The organism is Mycobacterium sp. BK086 (assembly GCA_004362315.1).
Classification (GTDB): Bacteria; Actinomycetota; Actinomycetes; order Mycobacteriales; family Mycobacteriaceae; genus Mycobacterium.
The window spans coordinates 132,438-153,142 of the sequence record SNWL01000010.1 but is presented as its reverse complement, the minus strand read 5'-3'; the positions used below and the strand labels follow the sequence as shown (position 1 = coordinate 153,142).

The following is a 20,705-nucleotide window of genomic DNA, read 5'->3' as shown; positions in this document are numbered from 1 at the left end:
GAGCCGCACGTCAGTCCACCCGGCTTGCCGTTCCCGGTGCTCGTCACACAGATCTCGGAACGAGCGCGAAGGCGGGGTGATCTGCGGCATCGGGCAGCTTGACGAAGTACCGGCCGACTATCAGCTTCCCGAATTGCGGTTCGAACGCTGCGATGATGGGTGCCCGCTCACCAACCGGCACCTCGGTCGCGGTGTACGCAGTGGACTCACCATTGATCGTGAGGGTCACGTTGGGGTTAGCCCGCACGTTCTTCACCCACTGGCTTTCGCCACGGGTTGACAGCACGTACCTCACGCCTTCGACAACGACGGTGGTACCGCGACCTCTTGGGGACCGCCACTGACCCGCCTCGTGACAGTCAACCTCTCCGCAATATTGCTCGCAGCCATCATGCTGCTCAACTTCTTCGTAAACCACGACGGCTTCAGGTATGCCATCGGGCAAGTCTGCTACGGGAAGCCCCACTTGTAGGTACGCCAGCGTGGTCACCGTGTCCGGCGCGTCCTGAGGACAGGATGTGACCGCTCTCAAATCTGTAGAAATGAGACGTGCGGGACTTGGATGCTTGACCTCGGTTGTCCATGTCGGACACTCATGGCATGGCTCGGGTTCGGTTACTCGCTAAACATGAGCGCGCTGACTTCGCGGAGATGCTGGCCGGCTTGAATGCTGAGCAGTGGTGTCAGCCCAGCCTGTGTCACGGGTGGAGTGTGCGCGACGTCGTTGCTCATACCGTCGCGTACCTCGCGCAGAGCCGATCCCGGCTCGCGGTCAATCTGTTCCATGCGCAAGGCCACGTCGACCGTCTCAATGCTCAGGGGCTAACGAGCTTCAAGTCAGTGGGTCCGCTGCAGCTGGTCGAACTCATGCGCCGCGGGATCGAACCAACTGGCGCGGGAGCGCTCTATGGCGGCCGCGTTGCACTGATCGAGTGTCTTGTGCATCAGCAAGACATTCGCCGGCCCCTTGGACTGCCTCGTTCGATCCCCGAAGATCGCCTCCGGGCGGCATTGAGTTACGCACGCATCAGCCCAGTCATCGCAGGAGGGTGGAAGACCCGAGGGCTAAGGCTGACTGCTACCGACATCGACTGGTCTACCGGCCGGGGGCCCAGAACTCCGCGGCACCGGCGAGAGCCTCTTACTGGCCATGACCGGGCGCGCCGCTCAAGCGCGCAGCGAGTTAGAGGGTGAAGGTGTGGCGCTGATTCGATAAATCAGCCGAGTTGCGAGCCGTGAATCTGGGACAAGATGTGATCGACCTCGTTTCTCTAGAAACGGGACACCCCACGCTTGAACTCAGCATCGAACTTAGATGCCTCTTATTTTTCTTAGAGTTGTGTTAAGTTACGTGCAGGCCTGACACGGCCGAGCCTCACTACATCCCGAATCGGAGGTGGCTGAGATGGGCCTTGATGTCTTGCCGCCCGGCCCTCGACTTCCGGTCGCCGTTCAGACAGCGGCCTGGATCTTTCGTCCGTGGGATTTTATGGAGCGATGCGCTGCTCGTTACGGTGACACGTTCACGATACGGCTGGCAGGTGAGCGTCCCTGGGTGATGGTCTCGCATCCGGACGCGGTAAAGGAAGTCTTCACGGGGCCGCGGGAGCTGCTGCACGCCGGACAAGCGAATCGCTTCCTACGCCCGTTCGTGGGCGCGAACTCGGTACTGCTGCTCGACGGTGATGCCCACATGGAACAGCGCCGACTGCTCATGCCGCCGTTTCGCGGCAGCCATCTGACGTCCTACACCGACACGATGACCGCCGTCGCCCAAGCCGCGATCGCTGGTTGGCCACGCGGTGAGCCGATCGGTCTACATCCGCTGATGCAGTCTTTGACGCTAGAGGTCATCCTGTGCGTGGTGTTCGGACTAAAAGAGGGTGCACGCCTGGACAGCTTGCGCGCCGAGCTGGTGCGCACGCTCGCGGCTTCGGCAGGTGTGGCCGGACAGGTGCTGCTAGTGCTCGGCCCACGGAGGGTGCGGGCTGCGTTGATCCGCAAGCTTTTTCACAATGTGGACCGCCTTCTCTACGCCGAGATCGACGAGCGACGCCGGTGCGGCGATCTCGAGGAGCGCAGCGACGTACTGTCGGTGCTGTTGCGGACCCGCCACCAAGATGGCCAATCCATGAGCAATGTCGAGATCCGCGACGAACTGATGACCCTGCTGTTGGCCGGGCACGATACGACGGCGACCGCACTGGCGTGGGTGGTGGAACGCCTAGTTCGTCACCCCGACGATCAGGCTCGGCTCGTCGAGGAAATTCGCGCCGGTGACCATCAGTTCCGCGACGCAGTAATCAAGGAGACGCTGCGATTGCGGCCAGTACTGTCACTGGTCGCTCGGCGACTGAAAGCGCCGCTCGAAATTGGCGGTGTCGAGTTGCCGGCCGGAGTGAACGTCGTCCCGTCGATCTATCTGACGCACCGCCGGCCCGACCTCTACCCCAGCCCAGATCAGTTCCGGCCCCAGCGCTTCCTTGAGCACAATCCAGGGGCCAACACCTGGATTCCGTTCGGTGGTGGTGTTCGGCGCTGTTTAGGGGCTACGTTCGCCGAGCACGAGATGCGCATCGTGCTCGGCATTCTGTTCGGCAGCTGCACGGTGGTTCCCACCAGCGAGCGCTCGGAGCCTATGAAACGGCGCGGTATCACCCACGTGCCCGGGCACGGCGCCACCGTGACACTGCACTGAGACCTTGAGCAGTCGTGCCACGCCTATACATTGACGACCGCTTCTTCGTTCGAGACAGGAAACGATCACTCTCGTTTCTCTAGAAGTGAGACATCGTGTGCTTATGAACCGTAGTTGAGTGTGATGGTGGTGCTGCGGTTGATGCTGGTGCCTGCGGGGGGATCCTGTTTGACGACTCGGTTTCTGCTCGTGTCGGGGCCTGGTATGTCGCCGCTGTTGAGAAGTGGCCCGGTGAGGCCGAGGCCTTGGAGGTAGGGGACGACGTCGAAGTAGGTCATTCCGGTGAGGTTGGGCATGGGGATTTGGTTGCCCAGTGACACCTTCACTGTGATTGCCGAATCAACCGGAACGCTGGCCCCGGCGGGGGGATCGGTGGCGGCTACCTGACCGGCAGGACGGGTGCTGTCAGCGGGCCCGGTCAGAATGATGGGAAAGCCGGCGGTCTTGAGGTTTTGGGTCGCTTCATCGACGGTTTGACCTGATACGTCGGGGACGCGGCGCGTTTCTGCACCGGCGCTGACCTCGATGACGATCTCGGTGGTGATGGCCGCGCTTTGGTTGGCTGCCGGGATGGTGTCGATCACGAAGTTCTCGGGCACCGTCGTCGAGGCGATGCGTGACCGTCTGTTGTGGACAAATCCGGCGCCGGCAAGCTCGCGGGCGCAGTCCTCTGCGGTCATGGTTGAGCAACTCGGTACTGGGTGCTGTTCGGGTCCTGATGACACGTTGATGCTGATTTCGTCCCCAGCCGCCAGGGTGGCGTTTGCGTTGGGGTCGGTGTTGATGACGTGGCCAGACGGCACAGCGGAGTCTGACTTTGGCACGGGGTCACGGACTTTGAATCCACGGTTCTGCAGAGTCGTGATCGCGTCCTGGACTGGCTGGCCGCGCAGGTCGGGCACCCGCAGGTTGCGCTGGTCGCCACCGCCCAGGGTGGTCGCGACCGTGACGACCACGGTCAGCACCGCCAGCACCGCAGCCACGATTAACCAGCGACGCACCGAAAATGGTCCTGCGGCATCATGATCCCTGTCGCGGCCATGGGAGGCGACGTAGGCGGTGGTCGGCGGTGAGCCGTCGTCCACACGATCTGAAGCCAACAGGTGGCTGCGTTCAGTCTCGGTCAGCACCTTGGGTGCCGTGGGTGTTTGGCCGCTGTGGACGCGGATGAGGTCGGTGCGCATGTCGGCCGCACTCTGGTAGCGGTTTTCGGGGTTCTTGGCCAGCGCCTTGAGAACGACCGCGTCGAGGTCGGGTGAGATGCCCTCCTGTTTGTGTGAGGGTGGCAGCGGGTCTTCGCGGACATGCTGGTAGGCGACCGCGACCGGGGAGTCGCCGACGAATGGCGGTTCGCCCGTGAGGATCTCGTAGAGTACGCAGCCCAGGGAGTACACGTCGGAGCGGGCGTCGCCTCGCTCGCCGCGCGCTTGCTCGGGGGAGAGGTACTGGGCGGTGCCGATCACTGCGGCTGTCTGCGTCATCCGGTTGCCGACGTCGGCGATGGCGTGGGCGATGCCGAAATCCATCACCTTGACCGCACCGGTCTTGCTGATCATGATGTTGGCCGGCTTGACGTCGCGGTGGATGATGCCGTGTTGGTGGGAGAAATCCAGTGCTGAGGCTGCATCGGCGATGACCTCGATCGCCCGTGCGGGTGCCATGGGACCCCCGGTGTGCACGATGTCGCGCAGGCTCACACCCTCGACGTATTCCATCACGATGTAGGGCAGCGGTCCGGCGTCAGTCTCGGCTTCACCGGTGTCGTACACGGCGACAATCGCGGGGTGGTTGAGGGCAGCGGCGTTCTTGGCCTCGCGGCGAAAGCGCAGATAGAACCGGGGGTCACGGGCCAGATCCGCGCGCAGTACCTTTACGGCGACGTCACGGTGCAAGCGCATATCCCGGGCGAGGTGAACCTCCGACATGCCGCCGACCCCGAGGATCTCGCCGACGACATAGCGGTCCGACAGGTACCGAGGGGTCGTCATCGCAGCCAGCCGATCCCGTTCACGTCCAGTAAGCGTCGGCGCGGCTGAAGACACTCAGGACGGTGACCCGCCGGTTCTGGTCGTCAACCCGGTAGATCACGCGGTAGGTTCCCCGGCGCGCACAGTAACGAGCATCCAGCGGTGGCCGCAATCGTTTGCCGACCCGATGCGGATCATCCAGCAACGGCCCCGTGATGAATGCATACGCCGCCAATGCCACAGCCTCCGAAAGAGGCTCAGCAAGTTGGCTTCTCACGACCGGGGCAACAACCAACTCATACCCCGGCTCGATCACTTCCCAGCTCGACGAGCACGCACCGCCGCGCCAAGACTGGCCTCATCCTCGCCTTCACCACGAGCCAGTTCGGCATCAGCCTCGCGCAGCGCGCGCAATGCAGCCGAGTCCGACAGCACAGCAATGGTCTCCTCCAAAGACTCCAGATCATCGACAGCGAGAAGGACCGCAGCAGGGCGACCATGCACCGTCACCGTGATCCGCTCGTGCTGCTCTCCCACCCGAGCCACCAACTCAGACAGGTGCGCCTTCGTCTCCGCCAACGAACTCATCTGCGCCATAGTCATAAGTATGACCAAATGTCCGGCGACTGTCCACGTCCATCGAGGAGATCCAGCACCGCTTCCTGCCACCGGATCAAATCCCCGGCCCGACACCGGCGGGCGATAAACACCAGACACACGAGTACGTATTGGCCACTTCGGCATTCCGACAGGTGAATCGGGAGGTCTATGAATTTCTACGACCATGGACCATCGAACAATCCAGTGGCTACCTTTACTCGACTTCGCTGCCGCTTGGCCGATTGCTCGGTGAGCGGCAGAGCGCCTTCGAGGAGGCGATCACCACCGCCCTGCTCGCAATCGATCCGACCGGACGATTCACCGAGCCCGTTGCCTTGGAAGTCCTGACCGCTACCAAGAAGTAGATCACGAGATGCCGGTGACATTCTGGGTTGGGGCTCCAAGCCGTCATGCTCCGCAGACGATGACATCGGCGTGTTCCCGGGTACGGTCACCGGCGAAGTGAGCGTCTTCTTCGTCCATCCACTGCGCCCAGAGTGCCTCTGCGTCAGCACCGTCGCGGGCCAAGCCTCGGGCCAGACGGATATCACGCGGCGTCTCCACCCACACGGACAGTGACAATCTCTCCCGGACGGCGGCCCGCGCCGAGGACACGCCTTCCAGGATCAACACTCCACCCGGGGTCACCATGTGCCATTCGGCGAGTGCTCGGAGGTTCCAGTCGTAACGCTGATACCTCCCCGCGAGGCCAGCCGCGACAGGCCTGAGGACCTCGTCTTCGAGCCGACCCCACCAGCCGAGAGGGTCCTCCCACGATGCGAAGTCATCGGTGTGCAACAACTGGGCGTGACACGAGTCAGCAAGGCGTGCCGCCAAGGTCGACTTTCCGGCACCCCCGGGACCATCGATCGCGACAAGCCGCGTCGCTCCAAGCCGAGGAGCGCGACAGGACGCCTGGCGGACGAGGTCATCAACGCTCACTACTCCATGATGAACGACGCAGACGCGGCTTATTTCGGCGAGAAGATGGATGGCACAGTCGAGGCGCAACTCGATACCAGAAGGTCGTCATCGGTGCGTGACGGGCACCCGAAATTTTGCACGGACTCGACCCTTCCCACTTCACGCCTGACGCCACAGCTGCCACCGATTGGATCGCGCGACCGGCATGCAAAACACTGTTGCCGCATCCCGGTCGAGTTGCCAGGATCAGAGCGTGAACGTGGTAAATCTGCTGAGACCTGCGGTCAGTGCAGACGCCGCGTTCATCGTTGAAATGGCTCGGTATGTCTGCGTTATCGAGGACTGGCCGCTTCCGGGCATCGACGAGGAGGACGTGCAAAGTCTCCTACCCGACCGCGACGGCATTACTGTGATCGCTGTCGATCAGGGAGGCGACAACGTCGGGGCAGTCTGGACCTTCTGGCACCACCCTCCGTTGCTGACCGGAACCGACGGCGCACCCCTGCCTGAGATCGGAATCGCGGTGGTACCCGAGCGCCGCGGGCACGGTGTGGGCAGCGCCCTACTCGATGCGATGTTCGCCAGGGCCACAGCTACCTACGCTGCAGTGAGCCTTAACGTTCACCAGCGCAATCCTGCGCGACGTCTGTATGAGCGCAAGGGTTTTCACCTTGTCGGCCAGGGTCGAGGAGACCTTGGCCTGGCGACGGTCAGGTAGCTGCCGTAGCGGACCGCTAGTCGGCCGAGTCGCATATTTACATCGTTCGTTCGCTTCCGGTCCATGGCACCGGTCGGTGAATCGTCAAGTCGGACGCCATTGCCAGTGCGGTGAATCTGCGCCCAGAATGGGCGTTGTGCATCGATCCGGCCCGGGCGGGCACGACGGCGACTTCGCAAAACGTTGGGATGGATGGTCCCCGCATGAGGTGGCCGACCGGCTGCCGCACGTCACCGCGCCCTGGTACATCGCAGCTGGATGGGCCTTGGAGTTGTTCACCGGCCGTCACTGGCGCGACCATTGCGACACCGAGATTGGCGTGCCCCGAGATCGCTTCGCCGACATCATGAATGCCTTACCCGAATACGTGTGGGACGTTGTCGGAGACCAGCGACTGTGGCCCTATCCCGAGCACGCCGGTCGCACCCACCAAACGTGGTTGCGCGACCCTGAAACCGGCCGCTACCACCTCGATGTATTCCGCGAGCCCCAGACCCACGATCAGCGCTGGATATGCCGTCACAATCCAGCCATCACACTTGCTTACGACGAACTGATCCTGCACAGCGACGGCATCCCGTTCGCCATCCCCGAGGTGGTGTTGCTGTTCAAGGCCAAGCAACGCGAGGCGAAAGATCAGAAAGACTTCGAGCATGTCCTCGGGATGCTGCACCACCCACGCCGCGAGCGCCTTGCCGAATGGATCGCTAGCACCTACCCAGCGCACCCGTGGCTTGAACAACTCAAGACTCACCCGCACTGACCCTACAGAGACGTTGGTGTTGAGCCGGCGGAAGGAGCGCAGATGAGAGAGGTCGGCTCTCGCAAGCGATACCAGCCCGCACCGTGTTGGTTTGTGTTCGAGGATCTTTGCGACCCCCATCGCCAGCCGGTGCGACCGTGGCTGCACCTCCTCGACGATGAAGTCGAACCAGAAATTGTCGACGCCGAGCGCCCCCGTTACGTTATCTGGTCCTCACTGTGGGCCAAGCGCCCTGATGCCTCCGTGCGTTTCGACCTCGCCGCGGCCCGCGGTGGAACCGATCTACGTTGGACTCTGTTCGTCGGCGACCCGGTGCCCGACACCGGCACGATCAACCACATGCGCCAACGCATCGGAGAGCTCATCAACGCCAACCTGCGATACACCTATGGCCAGTAGCAGCCGGTGTGGCGAGGCTGGGTGGCTACACGTATCGCGCGAGAAATCGCGACCCGTGCGGTCGCTATGCGCTCAAGTCTCTTTCATGTCGACCTATAAGGCTGCTCGATCTCGTTGACCTCCCGCCCCTCCCAACTACCATCGACTTCTTCTCAACTACTCCCAATACATCCTAAAATAACTGCAGCCCTTGATAATTCGTATCCGATCACTTGGCACATTTGCACAAGCATGCGAGGATGCCCGCGGCGGATCATGCGCCGACGTCCCGAGTCTGTCGGCGCCGACGATCTCGAGGCGCAACCGGCGTTCGGTGAATGCACGAAGTATGGGCCAGGCGAGCGCTACTCCGAGCGTGCACCGGTCTAACCGTGCGCCGCCAACGACTCGCACACGGCAGCGCGGTTGCATACGTCAGCGGGACAACGTCCCCGCGACCTCAGGCCAGTCTGGGCAGTGCCCCTAGCTTCACAACCCGAGCCCGGTGTCGGTCTCGCGGCGCGGGTAAATGGTTTTGCGCGTGGCTTCGTGCAGCTCCCCAGCCGCGCGCAGCGGCAGCTCCTCCGCCAGGTCCGCGCCCTCGGTGGTGCGGGTTGCGAAGGCTCTTGCGGCGGCGGCCTCGGCCCGCCCCAATTGGTTGTCGAGCTCACGAGCTTCTGTTCGGGCGGCGCGGAGCGTGGCGGTGTCCTCAGCCAATGCCGCCATGCGACGGTCGTGAATATCCCGCTCGCTGACAACGCCTTTGGGGCCACCCGCGACTGCCATCAGGGCTTCGTGAGCGGTATCGCGATCACCGCGGGTGCGGGTGACCGCGGCGTCGATGGCGGCGGTGTGTTGCAGCAGCTGCATTTGGTGGCGCCGGTAGCGGTCGGCAAGGTCGTGATCCCGCCGGTGCGTGGCGTCGGCGATTTCGTCGGCCAGCTGCTCGAGCAGGGCGTGGTGGCGATCGTGAGTGGTTTCGGCGAGGACCCAGTCGGCGTGCGCCTGCTCCAGCTCGTACTGAGAGGGCCGCTGTTCACGGTGCCGGTGGTGCAGCGCCGCCAGCTCCTCGGCGGCTGCCCGTTCGGCGGGACCGCCTCCTTGGAAGATGCTGCGCGCCAAGGTGTTGGCACGTGATCGCGCGGCGTCGCGGCGCTCACGCAGCGCAATGAGGTCAGTGTCGGCGGGGGGCGTCGCCGCGTGCCGGTGCGGCGAGAGATCGGTGAACTCGAGTCCGTCGAGGCATGCTTCGGCGGCGTCGGCGACGTAGTCCCGCGGGTCGGGTGGCGGTTCCTGCGGGCCGTCGTCGTCGAGTACATCGGCGGCGTCCGCGGGATGCGGAACCTCGACATCCCGGGTCGCGCCGTGGGCGAGCAGTTCCACCCGGTAGGTCAGCATCCGGGCGTATTCGTCGGGTCGCAGCTCCATGACGTCGGCGGCGTCGTGCAGGTATTCCGCGGCGGCGGCCAGGAGATCGGCGGCACGCCAGTCGGCGGCGGCTACCGCGGCGACCAGAGCCGGCCAGGCGGGATCGGCGATCACGGTCTCGGCGGTGGTACTGCCCAGGATTCGGTGCAGGTCGGTGATCCAGGGTGGCCGCAACCCGGCGCTGCGGGTCTGCAGGGTGGCCGGCGCGAGGCTGCCCGCCAGCCGCCACCATAGTGCGGCGGCGGGCAGCTCGTCGGGCAGCGGGCCGCCGCGGGTCGCGGCGGCCCGCAGCAGCTTCGCAATGTCGGCTCCGGCACGCGCGGCGTCGTCGAGATATGTTGCCAGGCGCGGAAAGAAGGGGTCGTCACGAACGCGGGGCGCGACTGTTTGCAACATGGCGTGCCATCGTTGGCCATGGTCGCTGTTGCGCCGGATGGCGGTGTCGATGCGCCCGCTGATGAGGCGCTGCACGGCGGTGGACCGGGTGGCGTATTGCGGCGGACCGGTGATACGGGTATCGGCCTGCTCGACGTCGTGGGCGGCACGGAACACCGCGATCTCGGCGAGCAGTTCGGGCTGGCGCGCGACGAGCGGACGCCCCCAGTTCGGCACAGTGGCCGTCGTCCATCCGCGGGCGGCGGCCCGGATGTGGTCGGCTAGATCGGCGACGAGCGCGGCCCGGGCAGCCAGGTACGGCCCCCACCGTGGATCAGCGGCTAATGCAGCAGGGACGGCGGGCAACCAGCGCAGCGGACCAACCCCCGCCGACGCCGACGCGGTCGGAACAGACAGGCGCCAGTCCAGTACGGCGGCCGGGTCGTGTGCGTCGTCGAATGGTGTTGCCGCAGCCTGTATCAGCGCGGCGATCGGGTCGTGGCCGTCGACGGCCAGCAGCGCCAGGTTGCGGCGCAGCACCGGCCAGGCGGTCCCCTCGGTGACAGCAGGGTCGATCCGGGCGGCAGCGGTGTCGATCGCGGCCATCACCGCCGCGCCGGCGCGGTCTTCGGCGGCCCGGCTCAGCGCATCGGCATACATCGCCGCCGCCGGGTGCAGCCGCACGAACGGATCGGCGTCGGCGGCCTGGGCGCTGTGCGCCGAGAGCTGCGCACCGTCGCGGCGCAGGATCGCCGACAGGATGTCCACCGCCGTTGGGGGATGAGTGGCCTTCGGAGTGAGGATGCGGTGCGGGTCGGCTTCGGCGGTGGAGAAATACACATGGTTTTCGGCGCGGCCGCGGGTGAGTGCGACGTAGAGCTGGCCGCGGGACAACCGGTCGGAGCCCACCACGTGGCAGGTGTCGGCGGTGACACCTTGGGCGGCGTTGATGGTGGCGGCATAGCCCAACGTGGTGTGGCGGGCGACGTAGTCGGCGGGCAATCGCACCAGGTCGATGATGTCGGGGTCGCGGAGTGCGGTGGCGAGCACCGACCCGTCGGGAGCGACGTCGGTGATGCGCCACCGGTTTCCGTTGCGCACCCAGGTGCCGTCGGCCGAACGTAACCATCGGGCGTTACTGCGGGTGGTGATGATGTCACCGGCCGAGGCGAGCAGATCGTCGGCCAGTCGCACCTCGGCCGAGGCCTGCCCCGCCGTGCGCAGGCGGTCCAGGCGGGCGCGCTGGTTGAGCGTGGCGACCAGGTCGTTGGTGGGCGCGAGCAGCAGCGCGTCGCGCCCGTCCTCGCGGTCTTTCGACCAGGCCTCGTAGGCGTGATCGGCGGCGGCCTCGTCGGCGCCGACATGCACGCGGTGATGATCCAAATAGAACGCGATACCGGCCGGATCACCCTGGCGCAGTGCGAGGCTCGCCGCTCCTTCGGCCCGTCCGCGGTCGGCGTCGCCGAACCGCACGACCGCGCTCAGCGTCGGAGCCGGGGTTCGCTCGGCGATGTCGCGCAGCACCCCGCCCGCCGACACCGAGGCCAGCTGGTGATCATCGCCGATCAGTCGGACACTGGCGCCGGTGGCCAGGGCGTGACCGATCACCGCATCCAGGTCGGCGGTGGAGGCCATGCCGGCTTCGTCGACGACGATCAGCATCCGGGAGTCGATGGCGTCGAACCACTTCCGGGCCGGGTCCTCCGCCGACGCCGGGTGCGACTGGGCGTGCATGGTGAGGTGGGCGAGTTTGGCGATGGTGTCGGTGGGGGCGCCCAAGTCGACGCCGAGCACTTCGGCTGCGGCGGCGGTCGGCGCCAGCCCGACGACGGTGCCGCCGGTGGTGGTCCATGCCGCGGCGAGGGCGGCCATGGCGGTGGTCTTGCCGGTGCCGGCCGGGGCCAGCGCCAGCTGGACGCGCCGGCCTGAGGTCGCCAGCTCGGTGACCATCGCGGCCTGTGCGTCGTTGAGTCGGGTGCCGCGTTCGGCGTGCTGCTGTTTGATCCCGATCTCGACGCTGGCCGGGTCGACGACGATGCCGCCGGCTCGTTCGGTGGCGGCCAGGATGCGCCGCTCGGCGGCCAGCAGCGCGGTACTGGTGTAGGTGGTGGTGTCATGGCGGGTGTAGATGCTGCTGCCGTCGCGGCGGCGCAGGGCGGAGGGTTCGTTCATCGCGGTGTCGGCGTGCGTGGTCACCGTGACGCTATGGGTGTCCAGGGCACTGCGTACCAGGCGGTCGAGGCCGTCGGGATCGTGTTGGCGGCCGGTGTAGCGCATTCGGCGCTGGGCTTCGGCGCGGACGTGGTTGATCTGCCAGGTGGAGCGGGTCTGGGCGAGGGTGGTGATGATGTCGGCGGCCTGTTCGTCGACCCAGTCCGGCGCCATCGCCGGGTGCGGCTGGGCGATCGGGTGTCCGGTGGCGCGGGTGATCAGCTCGGCCAAAGCCGGTCGACTGCCGAGGATTTCGACGGCTTCGGTGTGCCAGGTGTGGCGTTGTTCGGCCAGGGAGCGGGGCTCGTGTTTGGCGTGGCGGGTCTCGAGGGTGGCCTGCTGGGACAGCGCCAGCATCTCGATGACGGTGGGTTCGCGGTGGTGTTCGCTTTGAAACGCTTTGGCGAGCTGGCCGACGCGGTGTTCGATGGCGGTCCGCCGTGAGGACCAGCGTTCGAGCAATTCGACGGGGATGCCGGCGATTTCGCGGACGGGGCGGGCTTTGGCGGTGGTGCTTTCGGTGAAGCGCACCCCGACGGTGGCGCTCAGGTGCGCCTCCAGGCGGGTGTTGTACAGCTCGGAGGCGGCGACCGTAGCGCGATACAGCGGGGTGCCGTCCAGAGCCAGCCAGCGGCCGATGCCGTCGGCACCGATCGTGTGGACCTTGTTGCTGACGGCGACGTGGGTGTGCAGGTTGGGGTCCCCGGCGCGGGAGTCGCGATGGTCGAAGACGGCGGCGATCAGGCCGGTGGTGTCGACTTGGGCGATGCCGTCGGTTCCGGTGCGGGAGAAGGCGGCATGTTCTTCCAGGAACGCCAGCGCGTCGGTGACGGCGCGGTGGTGGCAGTCCTCGATGGTTTCGGCCAGTGCGCGGGGCGCCAACGCCCACAGCGCGGATACGGATTTGACTGGGGTGAAGGTCAAGTCGTAGCCGGCGACGGCGGTGGTGGCGGCCCGGGTCTGGCGAGCGAGGAAGCCGGTGAACTCCCGGTCGTCGGCCGGTGGCCGACCGTAGTGTTCGGTGAACATCTCGGTGGCGACGGCGCTGCGCAGCCGCGCCCGGATGTCGTCGTCGATCGCCGCGTCGCGGTGGGCGCCGACGGCGAGGTTGTGGCTGAGGTAGGCGCTGCGCAGCCGGCGGGTGAAGTCGTTTTCCGCGTGGCTGATCCGGAACGGGCGGCCTAGCCGGGCGGCTGCCGTGGCGCCGGCGTGCCCGAATCCGATGCCGGCCAGGTGGCGGGTGATGCGTTCGGCGTTGGGGTGCAGGCCTTCACCGAAGAGTGCTTTCATCTGGTCTTCGGTGACTTCGGATCCGGCTGGCACGGACCATAATTCGGTGACGGTGGGATCGGTGGGGTCGCGCCCGGCCGGTGCGCCGAGTGCGGGCAGGCCGCTGCCCTGCCAGCGACCGGGGCTTTCGCCCTTGTCGGAGTAGTAGTCGGCCAGGCTGGGTCGGCCCCGCTCGGTGGCGTCGGATGCGGCGACTTGCCGGATCAGATACAGGTATCCGTCCCCGGCGGTCAGTTTGTGTAATCCCATCACCGGCTTCGACGTTAGGGAGCTGCGGGGGCTTGCGCGACGGCGGTTCTCAACTTTTTCGTGACCTGAATGCAAGAGGTGTGATGGCCGATCTCTGGCCTGGGTGAGGGCTGGTGGAGGTGACGGTGGGTGCGCGATGGTGTGGCGATTCGGGTGATTTGGGTGAGGCATAAGGGGTTTGGCTGGGTTTAGCGTGCGGGGTATGGCTTATGGTGCGACGACGAAGGCGGCGCGAGCCGCGGCGCGGACGGCGGCGTTGGCCGCCGCGGAGGAGTTGGCGGCCCGGACGCGGGCGAATATGGCGGATTTGGCGGCGTTCTTTTCGGCGCGGGAGCGGGCTGACGCGGTGGACGATTGGTTGGCCGAGAAGGTCAGCGCGCTGCGGCAGCAGGCGGATGCGCGTCGCGAGGAGCAGCGGTTGGCGTGCGGGACGGCGTTGGCGGCGATGGCGGCTCGGGGGGAGAGTGTGCGTGGTATCGCCGGGATGGCCGGTCTGGAGGTGAAGGCGGTCCGCGAGTTGTTGCGGGTGGCGCGCGCGGGTGCGCCGGCGGCTGGTGGTGGTGTCGAGCCTGCGATGGTCGACGTTCCGGTGCGTGTGGATACGCCGCCGGAACACGTGGCGGGGGTGAATCCCGAACCTGCGCTGTGACTGTGGGCGGTCAGCGGTGGTGGTCCCGCCCGGCCGGCCGTGGTGTGCGGCGCGACCGGGCGGGGACCGGACTATGCGGCGGGGAAGTTGGTGTCGGCGGGGTCGGCGCTGTACTGGTTGCCGTCGAGGAAGACCGCGGTGGCGGTGCGGTGCACCTCGGTGAGGGTCTCGAGGGTGGACAGCAGGGCCCGTTGGTCGCGGATGCGCCAGGTGATGGGGCCGGTGTAGAGCTCGGTCCAGTGCACGATGTGGTCCTTCTTCTGGTTGAGGGTCATTTGTGCGGTGGCGGCGTAGTGGGGGCGGCGGGTCCATTCGACCGACACCGTGGTCCGTACAAAGGGCTCGGCGGGATCGGCTGGCGGGGGCGGCAATTCGCGGGGGATGGCGGCGATGTGGCCGCGGGCGGCGGTGAAGGCTTCCAGGAGTCCCTGGGCGGCCTGGCAGCTGTAGAGCACCATCAGGATTCCGCTGAAGGTGACGGCGATGCGCGCGTCGGGGGTGCGGGCGTGGTGCACGGACAGGTCGGCGTGCTGGTCGCCGCGCAGGGTGGCCACGATGTGGGTGATCAGGGCCGGGGGTGTGGTGTGGACGCTGGTGGGCGAGAGGGTCATGATCGTGCTCCGTTTCGCTTCTGCTGGGGATGCGCCGGTTGGCGTGGGGGTAGGGGGACCGGCGGGGTGGCGCCGTCAACCCCGAAGAGTCCGGCGGTCAAGCTGGAGGCGGATTTTCGGCCGCGAGCGGCAGCGAGCTGGGTAGGGCCGAAAATGCCGCCGGAGCCGCACGGGCGCAGCGGACGTGAGCGCCAGCGAGCGGAAGCGGAGAACGGGCGAGCCCGCCGGGCGTGGGTTGACGGTGACGGGGTCCCTGTCGGTCACACTGGGCGCACGCTGACGGCTAGTGAGGTGAGGGGCTACGGATAGGGCCGCCGGGAGGCGGCCTGCCGCGCGTCAGCGCGGTGTTGCGGGGTGGAGTTCAGGCCGTGCTCCGATGCCGCCGGCGATGACCGGGCCTTATCCGGCGACTTGGGGGTTGGCTGCGTGAGATCGACGCCACCCGTGCCACTTTCAGAATAGGGCAGGGGTGGGGGCTTGCGGCAAGGCCCGGGTGGTGGGCCATGATGGCGCGTCGCAGCGACTCGGGAGGATTTCTAGGTGTCTCAACCGCTTGGTGAGGGTCCGTTCTTCCATGGCACGACCGCGGATTTGAGGGCGGGGGAGTTCCTCACTGCGGGTCGGCCATCGAACTACCGTCCCGAGATCGTGATGAACCACATCTACTTCACCGCTCTGGTGGATGGCGCAGGCCTGGCTGCCGAAGTCGCCGCTGAACTCGCCGCGGGACAGGCCGTCCCCAGGGTGTACGAAGTGGAGCCGACCGGAGAGTTCGAGAACGACCCGAACGTGACCGATAAGAAGTTCCCGGGCAATCCGACGCGGTCCTACCGCAGTGGCGCCCCATTGCGCATAGTTGGCGAGGTCACCGAGTGGACGCGGCTGACACCCGAGCAGCTGCAGGCATGGCGGGCACGGCTATCGGTGCTGCTGTCCGGCGAGGGTGGTCAGATCCTGAACTGAGCTTGGGGCGAAACGCAATTCGCTGCGCAGCGCGGCCAGCGCGGCCGGTCATGCTGCCGGAGGACTGCATCGTCGGCTGCGACGGGATAGGTCGGCGAGCTCCTCCCACGCCGCGGCGAAGTGGTCGGTGAGGGTGTCGCGGTCGGCGCCGGCGTCGGCGAGGCAGACCATCGCCATGCCGTGCGCGCGAAAGCTGCGGCGGTAGGCCTGGTCGAGGACATCGCGGGCGTAACTGGTCGCGGCGCTAGGGGAGAGGGTGTGGGTGTAGGCGTCGGCCAGGTACAGCGCGAGCCGGTGGTGCTGGGTGGGGGTGGGCGCTCCCACTGGATCCAGCGCTGCGCGAGCCGGTTGTCGGCTGCCGGCGGCCAGCACGGCGACCGGGTCGGGATCGCGGCCGGATTCGACGAGCGCCCGGATGAGTTCGTAGGCCCACCGAGTCATCGGGTGGTGGATGGCATGGTCGGGCACCAGGGCGAGGAGTGGGGTGACGCGCGCCGCGCTCAGGTGCATCAGTGCCCCGAGTAGTTGGTGCTCGGGTTCCCACTGCCGGACAATGGATTCCGCACGGGAATCTGACGTCAAGCGCCGAGTGGCGGGCCGTTGATCGGTGGTCGCGGTCATGGCGTCGTCAGGGCTTCGATGAGCGCGTGGCCGGCGCACTGGGGGCGGCGCGGCGACGGTGTTGGCTGCACGAGCAGATAGCGCCGTTCGAGGCCGGCGACAGGTTGCTCGTGCAGATAACAGTCGGTGACCACGACGAACGCGACGAGCGCTCGATGGGCGCCCTCGAACCGGCGGTGCCGGCTGGTGCACCGCTGGCCCTGGTGGTCGATCGTGAGCTGATACATAAGCGGGTCTCCGGAGCGCCAGTACGGGAAACGCAGTGCGGTCGTCGTTGCGTCCATTTCTGCTTCCATTTTAGGAATTGACTCCGACGATCGGCGACGGTTATTCGGGAGCTGGGGACGGATATCTTTCTGTGAATATCGTGGGCTAGTTCTTAGACGGATATCCATCCAGCACAACGCTTTTCGATTCGGCGATCGGCCGGCGCCCGATTGGCGACCGGCGGCGGCGATTGTTGTGGTGAATGGCGGATTTTCGCAATGCACATCGCGGCGGAGAAATACTTCTTTTCGATTCTTCTCGCCCGGCTCGCGGCGAGCGTGAACGCTAGTCATGCGTTGGCCGGGCCGGGCGTGCGGCCGGTTGACCGCGCCGACAGTCGTTGTGGTGGTAAATGTTGTTAGCTGAAGACGGATATCGCAGCGCGGCGGGGGCTGATGCGGCGGAGGGGGCCATGAGCAGGTCGACGGTGCGGGTCGGGCTGGCTGCACTGCTGGTTGGGGTGTTGGCCGGGTGTTCGTCCACCGTGGCCGGGCTGGCGGTCAAGGCGCCCGAGTCGACCGATTCCGATGGCGCGAGCGTGGCGTTGATGGACACCGGACCGTACGAGACCGCCGCCAGCCATCCCTACGGCACCGCAGGTGATAACCGTGCCAGCCAGAGCATCCTGGAATCTCAGCGGCTGGCCGCGTTCACGGTCGGTCCCTGGCAGGTCGATGACGCGATCCGGGCCCGCAGCTCGGTCCTGGACACGGCGCTAACCGGGGTGATGCCCGACGGTGCCACGATTTCCGTCAACAACGTGCTGGCCGCCCCGCTCGGGGACGTCGTCGCTGCCCACGGGTTGATCGCTGGATTCTCCACGCTGCGGGTCACCGCAGAGGGGGCCAGCCAGCCGCGGAGTCTGCAGATCCTGGTGCTGCGCTTCCCCGATCCGGCCGCGGCCGCGGCGGCTGCCGGGGAGATGGCCGCTAAGGATCCCCCGCCGGCGGGTGCCTCGGCGCCGTATCCCAAACCGATACCGGGTCATCCGGACGCGCTGGCCACCGGCTATGACGTGTCTGGCGCCCACGTGGTGCACAGTTTCACGGCCCACGGACCGTACGTCCTGGTGCAGATTGCGCGGACCGCCGACAACATCCTGGGTGCCGGTCCGGACCTGTTGGTGCAGCAGGCGCTGATTCTGCAGAAGCCGTTGATCGACAAGTTCGTGCCGACCCCGCCGGACAAGATGGCCCAGCTGCCCCTGGATCCGACGGGCCAGCTGCTGGCCCACACGTTGCAGGCCCCCGACCACAAGGCGCCTGCCATCATCGGTGCGTGGCCGACCGCGGGCTGGTTGCACTTCGAGGATGACCCAGTAGCGGCGACAGCGTGGTTGAAAACTGCCGGCGTCGACGAGGTGGGTCAGCGGTTGGCCACGGTGTATCAGGCCCTGAATCCCGACAGCGCAACCCAGCTCGCCACCCAACTGGTGCAGGCGCTGCGGTCGACCAACGGGATCGGCGCGGTGCCGAAGGAAGTGCACGGGTTGCCGCGGGCCCGGTGTTTCGTGCGGGTCAAGGGTGCGCTGCCCGATACCGCGGCGACGTCGTGGCAGCGCGTGCAGTGGCATTACAAGTGCGTGGCCTCGGCCGACCGTTATGCGTTCACGGTGTTCTCCGCCGACGAAGCCGATGCGATGCAGCAGGTCTCGGCGCAGTACCGCATTCTGGCCGGCAAGTAGGGGCGCGACGTGGCGTTGGATGCCGGTGCGGTCATCGGGGGTTACCGCATTCAGCAAGAACTCGGTGCTGGGGGGATGGGCACGGTGTATCTGGCCGCCGACCCGGTCTTGCCGCGTCTGGTCGCGCTCAAGGTGCTCTCCGCCGAGCTCAGCCGCGACGAGCAGTTCCGGCACCGGTTCACCCGGGAGGCCGACCTGGCGGCCACCCTGGATCACCCGAACATCGTCGCGGTCTACAGCCGCGGCGCCAGCGATGGCCAGCTGTGGATCGCGATGCAGTACGTGGCCGGCTCGGATGCGCAGAAGGAGCTCGAGGAAGGCCGGATGACGGCTGGCCGCGCGGTGCACATCGTCGGCGAGGTGGCCAAGGCACTGGATTACGCCCACGGGCGCCATCTGGTGCACCGTGACGTCAAACCGGCCAACTTTCTGCTGTCCGCCGACGGGCAGCGGGTGTTTCTGGCTGATTTCGGCATCGCCCGGGCGCTGGATGAGGCGGTGGGCCTGACCCAGACCGGCGCGGTGATGACCACGGTGGCCTACGCCGCCCCCGAGGCGCTGGCCGGTGATCCGGTCGACGGCCGCGCCGACGTCTACGCGCTGGGCTGTTCGTTGTATCGGCTGCTGACCGGGCGGATGCCGTTCGGCGGCGCGATGTCGGCGGTGATTGCCGCCCATCTGTATGCCCCGCCGCCGCGGCCCAGCGAACAGCTGGTTGGCCTGCCGCCGGCGATGGACGCGGTGATCGCCAGGGCAATGGCCAAGAACCCGGCCGAGCGCTACGGCACGGCGCAGGAGCTGGCGCGGGCGGCTGCCGCGGCGCTGGACATGGGGCCGACGGCGCCGGTGGTGGTGCCGCCCCCGCGCGCGGGTGAGTGGACTCCGTTGTCGGGGAGGTCGCCGGATGCGGCGGTGACCTATCCCAGTGGGCACTTCAGCGGGCCGCGCGGCCCGGCGGTGCCGCCACCGGCCCCGCCGGGGCAGTGGACGGCCGGGGCGCTGGCCGGCGGCGCGGGCCCAGGGTCGGGATCCGTGTATGGCGGGACGGTCGGCGGGGGTGGGCGTCGACGCCGGTGGTGGATCGCCGCCGTGCTGGCGGTGGTGGTGGCGGTCGCCGCGACGCTGGTGTGGTGGCCGCAGTCCAGCGCACCCGGTTACACCCCTCAGACGTTGGTGCATGCGCATGGCACCACCCGCCTCGATCAGCGGCCGCACGCGGTGGCCGCGCTGGGACCCGGGGACGGTGAGGCGGTGCTGTCGCTGGGAGTTCAGCCCGTGGTCATGGTGGCCGCCGGCGGGGTGTTGCCGAGCTGGGACAAGCAGCTGGTGACCGACGGCTTCCCGGTGCTGCCCAGCCTCGACATGACTGCGGTGGCCGCGGCCAAACCGGATGTCATCATCGCGACCGGCGATCTCGACGACGCCAGCTACGGCAAGCTGACGGCGATCGCTCCGACGGTGGGCCGCCCGACCGGCACCGACTGGACCTGGCAGAACCAGCTCGGCTGGGTGGGCCGGATCCTGGGCCGCAGCGATAAGGCCAAGCAGCTGCTGGACTCCGCCGCGGCGGCGCAGGCTGATCTGCGCTCGGCGCATCCGGCGTTCGACGGCAAGACGATCGAGGTGCTGACCGTCTCCGACGCCGGGGTGGCGGCGGAGTTGGCGGATTCACCGGCCGCGGCCTACCTGCAGGGCCTGGGCTTCCGCTACACCGACACCTGGCAGCGAAGCAGCACCGACAACGGACAAACCCGGCCGATTCCCGATGTGGCACAGGTGAATTCGGCGGCGCCGAACGCCCGGGTGGTGTTGCGCACCGACAAGGCCGCCGGGCAGGGGTCGTACAACGGGCTGCCGCAGCCGTTCGTCGACTACCGCGGCGCCACCATCATCGTCGACGACCCGAACACGATCGCAGCGTTGACGTCGGGCGGGTATGCGGCGACGGAGTTCTTGAATTCTGGTCTCGTGGATGCGTTGGGGCGCCAGATTCACTGACGGCTTTCCGTATCACCGCGGCTGGCGGCAGCGGTTAACCGCGGTTAAGCAGTCGGGCCTGAACAATCCCTCGACCCAGCCGCGAGTGGCGACGACAGCGCTGCAGCTTTGGGATGTCAACGGCCGGGTACTCGATTGCGGAGCTTTACACCGTCGGATAGTGCAACCACGATCTTGGCGCCGTACGTCCGCCAGGGCGCGCTTCGCGGTGAGTTGTGTCACCCCCACGCTGGTAACCTAAACCGCAGCGACGTCGAACCTCTCGATGATCCTCACCCGCGCTCCTTGGCGTTGGGGCGGCAACGCCGGCA

General features: G+C 66.9%; 18 protein-coding genes and 1 pseudogene. 10 read left to right on the top strand and 9 right to left on the bottom strand.

Annotated elements, in window-relative coordinates:
• Positions 1-43: 43 nt before the first annotated feature.
• Positions 44-438 (bottom strand): annotated as a pseudogene (locus EV580_RS32560) (nitroreductase/quinone reductase family protein).
• Positions 439-582: 144 nt separating this feature from the next.
• Here EV580_RS32560 and EV580_RS34560 point away from each other — a divergent pair.
• Entirely contained in the window at positions 583-1,194 is a 612-nt protein-coding gene (locus tag EV580_RS34560; protein WP_353619874.1) for a maleylpyruvate isomerase family mycothiol-dependent enzyme, read from the top strand.
• A gap of 211 nt (positions 1,195-1,405) precedes the next feature.
• Complete coding sequence (locus EV580_RS32550; protein WP_133696965.1) at positions 1,406-2,698, top strand: cytochrome P450; 1,293 nt, start codon at positions 1,406-1,408, stop codon at positions 2,696-2,698.
• A gap of 101 nt (positions 2,699-2,799) precedes the next feature.
• On the opposite strand, the gene pknB is transcribed toward EV580_RS32550, so the two are convergent.
• The 3 genes from pknB to EV580_RS32535 are packed head-to-tail and all read right to left on the bottom strand — an operon-like array spanning position 2,800 to position 5,262.
• Entirely contained in the window at positions 2,800-4,686 is a 1,887-nt protein-coding gene (gene pknB, locus EV580_RS32545) for a Stk1 family PASTA domain-containing Ser/Thr kinase (RefSeq protein WP_133696964.1), read from the bottom strand.
• Positions 4,687-4,705: 19 nt separating this feature from the next.
• Positions 4,706-4,981 (bottom strand): type II toxin-antitoxin system RelE family toxin, encoded by a 276-nt coding sequence (locus EV580_RS32540; RefSeq protein WP_133696962.1) that lies wholly within the window; start codon positions 4,979-4,981, stop codon positions 4,706-4,708.
• Positions 4,978-5,262: a type II toxin-antitoxin system Phd/YefM family antitoxin gene (locus EV580_RS32535; protein ID WP_502703954.1), complete on the bottom strand. Its 285-nt coding sequence runs from the start codon at positions 5,260-5,262 to the stop codon at positions 4,978-4,980. Before EV580_RS32535 ends, EV580_RS32540 begins: the two co-directional genes overlap by 4 nt.
• A 155-nt stretch (positions 5,263-5,417) precedes the next feature.
• On the opposite strand from EV580_RS32535, the gene EV580_RS32530 reads away from it, so the two are divergent.
• Complete coding sequence (locus EV580_RS32530) at positions 5,418-5,630, top strand: hypothetical protein (protein ID WP_133696961.1); 213 nt, start codon at positions 5,418-5,420, stop codon at positions 5,628-5,630.
• A gap of 43 nt (positions 5,631-5,673) precedes the next feature.
• On the opposite strand, the gene EV580_RS32525 is transcribed toward EV580_RS32530, so the two are convergent.
• A complete protein-coding gene (locus EV580_RS32525; protein WP_133696959.1) occupies positions 5,674-6,207 on the bottom strand; it encodes a uridine kinase family protein in 534 nt (177 codons plus the stop codon).
• 169 nt (positions 6,208-6,376) lie between these two features.
• On the opposite strand from EV580_RS32525, the gene EV580_RS32520 reads away from it, so the two are divergent.
• From EV580_RS32520 to EV580_RS32510, 3 genes are all read left to right on the top strand, one after another.
• The gene (locus tag EV580_RS32520) at positions 6,377-6,907 is read left to right on the top strand and encodes a GNAT family N-acetyltransferase (RefSeq protein WP_133696958.1); all 531 of its coding nucleotides are present in this window, start codon (positions 6,377-6,379) and stop codon (positions 6,905-6,907) included.
• Positions 6,908-7,115: 208 nt separating this feature from the next.
• Positions 7,116-7,670: a hypothetical protein gene (locus tag EV580_RS32515; RefSeq protein WP_286171967.1), complete on the top strand. Its 555-nt coding sequence runs from the start codon at positions 7,116-7,118 to the stop codon at positions 7,668-7,670.
• 42 nt (positions 7,671-7,712) lie between these two features.
• The gene (locus tag EV580_RS32510) at positions 7,713-8,069 is read left to right on the top strand and encodes a hypothetical protein (RefSeq protein WP_133696956.1); all 357 of its coding nucleotides are present in this window, start codon (positions 7,713-7,715) and stop codon (positions 8,067-8,069) included.
• 468 nt (positions 8,070-8,537) lie between these two features.
• Here the strand turns inward: EV580_RS32510 and mobF are convergent, their stop codons facing one another.
• Positions 8,538-13,601, bottom strand: coding sequence for a MobF family relaxase (gene mobF, locus EV580_RS32505; RefSeq protein WP_133696954.1), 5,064 nt, complete (start codon positions 13,599-13,601; stop codon positions 8,538-8,540).
• Between the two features lie 202 nt (positions 13,602-13,803).
• Here mobF and EV580_RS32500 point away from each other — a divergent pair, with 202 nt between their 5' ends.
• Entirely contained in the window at positions 13,804-14,250 is a 447-nt protein-coding gene (locus EV580_RS32500) for a hypothetical protein (RefSeq protein ID WP_133696953.1), read from the top strand.
• Between the two features lie 71 nt (positions 14,251-14,321).
• On the opposite strand, the gene EV580_RS32495 is transcribed toward EV580_RS32500, so the two are convergent.
• Positions 14,322-14,861, bottom strand: a complete 540-nt coding sequence (locus EV580_RS32495; protein ID WP_133696951.1) for a hypothetical protein — start codon at positions 14,859-14,861, stop codon at positions 14,322-14,324.
• A 540-nt stretch (positions 14,862-15,401) separates the two neighbouring features.
• Between EV580_RS32495 and arr the strand changes: the two genes are divergently transcribed.
• On the top strand, positions 15,402-15,824 hold the full coding sequence (gene arr / locus EV580_RS32490; RefSeq protein ID WP_133696950.1) for an NAD(+)--rifampin ADP-ribosyltransferase: 423 nt from the start codon (positions 15,402-15,404) through the stop codon (positions 15,822-15,824).
• Between the two features lie 48 nt (positions 15,825-15,872).
• Here arr and EV580_RS32485 read toward each other — a convergent pair whose 3' ends face one another.
• Both EV580_RS32485 and EV580_RS32480 read right to left on the bottom strand, forming a co-directional pair.
• Positions 15,873-16,445: a DnaB-like helicase N-terminal domain-containing protein gene (locus EV580_RS32485; RefSeq protein WP_133696948.1), complete on the bottom strand. Its 573-nt coding sequence runs from the start codon at positions 16,443-16,445 to the stop codon at positions 15,873-15,875.
• Positions 16,442-16,729 carry a hypothetical protein gene (locus tag EV580_RS32480; RefSeq protein WP_133696947.1) on the bottom strand — a complete coding sequence of 96 codons (288 nt, stop codon included), beginning with the start codon at positions 16,727-16,729 and terminating at the stop codon, positions 16,442-16,444. Before EV580_RS32480 ends, EV580_RS32485 begins: the two co-directional genes overlap by 4 nt.
• 395 nt (positions 16,730-17,124) lie before the next feature.
• Here EV580_RS32480 and EV580_RS32475 point away from each other — a divergent pair, with 395 nt between their 5' ends.
• Both EV580_RS32475 and EV580_RS32470 read left to right on the top strand, forming a co-directional pair.
• Complete coding sequence (locus EV580_RS32475) at positions 17,125-18,396, top strand: DUF7373 family lipoprotein (RefSeq protein WP_133696945.1); 1,272 nt, start codon at positions 17,125-17,127, stop codon at positions 18,394-18,396.
• Positions 18,397-18,405: 9 nt separating this feature from the next.
• Positions 18,406-20,394, top strand: coding sequence for a serine/threonine-protein kinase (locus EV580_RS32470; protein WP_133696944.1), 1,989 nt, complete (start codon positions 18,406-18,408; stop codon positions 20,392-20,394).
• Positions 20,395-20,705 lie beyond the last annotated feature (311 nt).

Coding starts and splice junctions, on each gene's coding strand:
- EV580_RS34560 (WP_353619874.1), top strand. CDS start 583: ATGTCGGACACTCATGGCATGGCTCGGGTTCGGTTACTCGCTAAACAT.
- EV580_RS32550 (WP_133696965.1), top strand. CDS start 1,406: ATGGGCCTTGATGTCTTGCCGCCCGGCCCTCGACTTCCGGTCGCCGTT.
- pknB (WP_133696964.1), bottom strand. CDS start 4,686: ATGACGACCCCTCGGTACCTGTCGGACCGCTATGTCGTCGGCGAGATC.
- EV580_RS32535 (WP_502703954.1), bottom strand. CDS start 5,262: ATGGCGCAGATGAGTTCGTTGGCGGAGACGAAGGCGCACCTGTCTGAG.
- EV580_RS32510 (WP_133696956.1), top strand. CDS start 7,713: ATGAGAGAGGTCGGCTCTCGCAAGCGATACCAGCCCGCACCGTGTTGG.
- mobF (WP_133696954.1), bottom strand. CDS start 13,601: ATGGGATTACACAAACTGACCGCCGGGGACGGATACCTGTATCTGATC.
- EV580_RS32500 (WP_133696953.1), top strand. CDS start 13,804: ATGGCTTATGGTGCGACGACGAAGGCGGCGCGAGCCGCGGCGCGGACG.
- EV580_RS32495 (WP_133696951.1), bottom strand. CDS start 14,861: ATGACCCTCTCGCCCACCAGCGTCCACACCACACCCCCGGCCCTGATC.
- EV580_RS32485 (WP_133696948.1), bottom strand. CDS start 16,445: ATGACCGCGACCACCGATCAACGGCCCGCCACTCGGCGCTTGACGTCA.
- EV580_RS32480 (WP_133696947.1), bottom strand. CDS start 16,729: ATGGACGCAACGACGACCGCACTGCGTTTCCCGTACTGGCGCTCCGGA.
- EV580_RS32475 (WP_133696945.1), top strand. CDS start 17,125: ATGAGCAGGTCGACGGTGCGGGTCGGGCTGGCTGCACTGCTGGTTGGG.